The organism is Lishizhenia sp., from assembly GCF_033720595.1.
Taxonomy (GTDB): Bacteria; Bacteroidota; Bacteroidia; order Flavobacteriales_D; family Crocinitomicaceae; genus Lishizhenia.
This window is the reverse complement of the sequence record NZ_JAWWCF010000279.1, coordinates 1-2,647: the sequence shown is the minus strand read 5'-3', so window position 1 is coordinate 2,647 and position 2,647 is coordinate 1. Positions and strand designations below refer to the sequence as shown.

The window sequence follows — 2,647 nt, the reverse complement described above, 5'->3', positions numbered from 1 at the left end:
TGTTCCCTACAAAAGTTACAATCTGATCGAATATAGACAAGGCATCACGTAAAGCTCCATCCGCTTTTTGCGCAATTAAATGCAAAGCTTCTGGGTCGGCAGTGATGTTTTCTTTTACCGCAATTCCAGCCAAATGATCGGCAATGTCCTTTACTTGAATCCTGTTGAAATCAAAAATCTGACAACGCGATAAAATGGTTGGGATAATTTTGTGTTTCTCCGTAGTTGCTAAAATGAAAATAGCATGCTTTGGAGGCTCCTCTAATGTTTTAAGGAAAGCATTGAATGCTGAAGTCGTTAACATGTGGACCTCATCAATGATGTATACCTTATGTGTTCCCAATTGAGGAGCAACTCTTACTTGGTCGATCAGGTTACGGATGTCTTCCACAGAGTTGTTAGAAGCAGCATCTAATTCGTAAACGTTTAAAGATTGACCTTCATTGAAAGAATTACATGAGTCACAATTGTCACAAGCTTCAACTTCTGAAGAACGGTTGAAACAGTTAATTGTTTTTGCTAAGATTCGTGCGGTAGTTGTTTTACCAACTCCTCGCGATCCACAGAACAAGAAAGCCTGAGCCAAGTGCTCATTCTTAATCGCATTCTTCAATGTAGTAGTGATGGACTTCTGTCCAACTACCGAGTCGAAAGTCTGCGGTCTGTATTTTCTAGCTGAAACTATGTAATCGCTCATGGAGCCACAAAAATAAAAATAAAATTCATCTAAGTTACCTCTGTTGATAAAGGCTGAAAAGAAATTTTATTTACGACGTCTTTTTCTTTTCCCCTTCCCAAGGTTACCGTATTGAACACCACCGAATTCTTCCTCTTTCTGAGGTTTAACTTTTTCTTCTTTTTTCGACTTCGGAGTGTTTTCATTCTTCTCATTGTATTCCTCTTCTGGAACCGTTTGAGCTTCGTGAGAACCATTTTGTACGGGAGTATTGCCACCGTCAGGAGAATTCCATTTTTTACGAACAACCTCTTCTACTATTGTATCGTTTTTGGCGTCGTAGCGAGAGATTTTAAGTTTGTTAGATTCTTCGGCGTTGGTTGCGATGATGTCTGTTTCTAAAACCCATACCTCATCTACAAACTTGTAAGCGTCGTAGGACATGTCTGGGACGTAATACTCTCTGAAATCTTTCATGGTAGGAGACTCCGGAGATAAGTGATCAAAAACAATTTTTCTTCTTCTTTCATCATAACGCAAAGTCATGGTAGCTTTTTTAGAATGCTCCATGAAAACACGCTTTTCTAACCCTTCTTCTGTTTCAAATAAAGGGTAACCCAGATTCAGTTTTCTACCGTTAAAATAGAGTACATCTAGTAATTTAATGTGCGAAAAAGAGTTGTTTAAGTCATATCCTAATAGGGTGTAATAGGTTTTGCGCCCTTTGGTAACTTCAACAATATCGTAGTATAAGGCACCATACCAATTGTTTTCGTCCAAGGTCTCTTTAGGGAACATCGGAAGCATTACAGAATTATCTTTCAAATCGTAAATCTCATGTTCATCCCTTCTTTTTTTCTTTTTCAGAATAATACAATTGTAGATGTTTTGATCTGGGTTGAGTTGAACGTTCCAACTAAAGACCCTTACTTGTCCATCATTAGAAGTCACTTTACCTACCGTAGTAAGCATAGAAAAAGGGTAGTCAAAGGCTACTTTATTATCTAAGAATTTTAAAAATTCAGCTTTGAAAGAGTCGTTGTATTTAGGAAGCAAAGCTTCGTCCTTTATTGATCGTAATTGGTCCAATCTTCTTTTTAAAACTCTTTCATCCATCAAGTTGTTAGCTTGCTGTCCAAACAACTCTGCAGAAAGGCTCAAGAAAAGTATTCCTAAGATAAATATAGATTTCAGCATGTTTCTCATATTCATATCAACGCAAAATTAATAGAAATGTTTTGTGTGACCACTTATACATCAGATAGAACTACGCTATGTTGAGAAAGTTACCTTTCTATTCCTTCTTTCTTTTCATATTCTTTGATTAAATTAGCCAACGTGAGAAACAAAAGAGAAGTGGCTAAAAACGATTGGCGTGCAAAAGTGCATGAGGTGATTTACGAGGCGGATACACCGGCTGGAAAAATGTTCGATGTACTTTTGTTGATTGCTATTCTTTTGAGTGTTTTGGTGGTGATGCTGGAAAGTGTTGTCTGGATCAATGAGAAATTAGAATGGCTTTTTCAACCCTTGGAATGGGTACTCACTATATTGTTTACCCTAGAATATGTGCTTAGGATAGTTTGTATTCGCAAGCCGCTGTCTTACATCTTTTCCTTTTATGGAATTATAGATTTACTGTCCTTACTCCCAACATATATTAGCGTATTCTTTACAGGAACACATTCTCTTGCGGTAATTCGATCTATACGATTGCTTCGCGTTTTTAGGATTTTTAAATTGGCACACTTCCTTACCGAAGCCACAACAATTATGAAAGCCCTGCGCAATAGTCGTTACAAGATTTCCGTTTTTATGATGGGTGTATTGATGATTGTAATTATCATGGGTACAATCATGTATTTAGTGGAAGGAGGGCCAGATTCTAATTTTGATTCCATTCCAAGAAGTATTTATTGGGCTATTATCACCTTAACAACAGTAGGGTATGGAGATATTTCTCCGGTTACG

Annotated in this window: 3 protein-coding genes; 1 reads left to right on the top strand and 2 read right to left on the bottom strand. The window is 37.3% G+C overall.

Annotation, left to right across the window (positions count from 1 at the left end; genetic code table 11):
- Both dnaX and R3333_RS13965 read right to left on the bottom strand, forming a co-directional pair.
- A partial coding sequence (gene dnaX / locus R3333_RS13970) for a DNA polymerase III subunit gamma/tau (protein ID WP_318959387.1) occupies positions 1–697 on the bottom strand: 697 nt, incomplete at its 3' end.
- 66 nt (positions 698–763) lie between these two features.
- A complete protein-coding gene (locus R3333_RS13965; protein WP_318959386.1) occupies positions 764–1,873 on the bottom strand; it encodes a hypothetical protein in 1,110 nt (369 codons plus the stop codon).
- 141 nt (positions 1,874–2,014) lie between these two features.
- Here R3333_RS13965 and R3333_RS13960 point away from each other — a divergent pair.
- Positions 2,015–2,647: ion transporter (locus R3333_RS13960; protein WP_318959385.1), on the top strand; the 633-nt coding region annotated here is incomplete at its 3' end.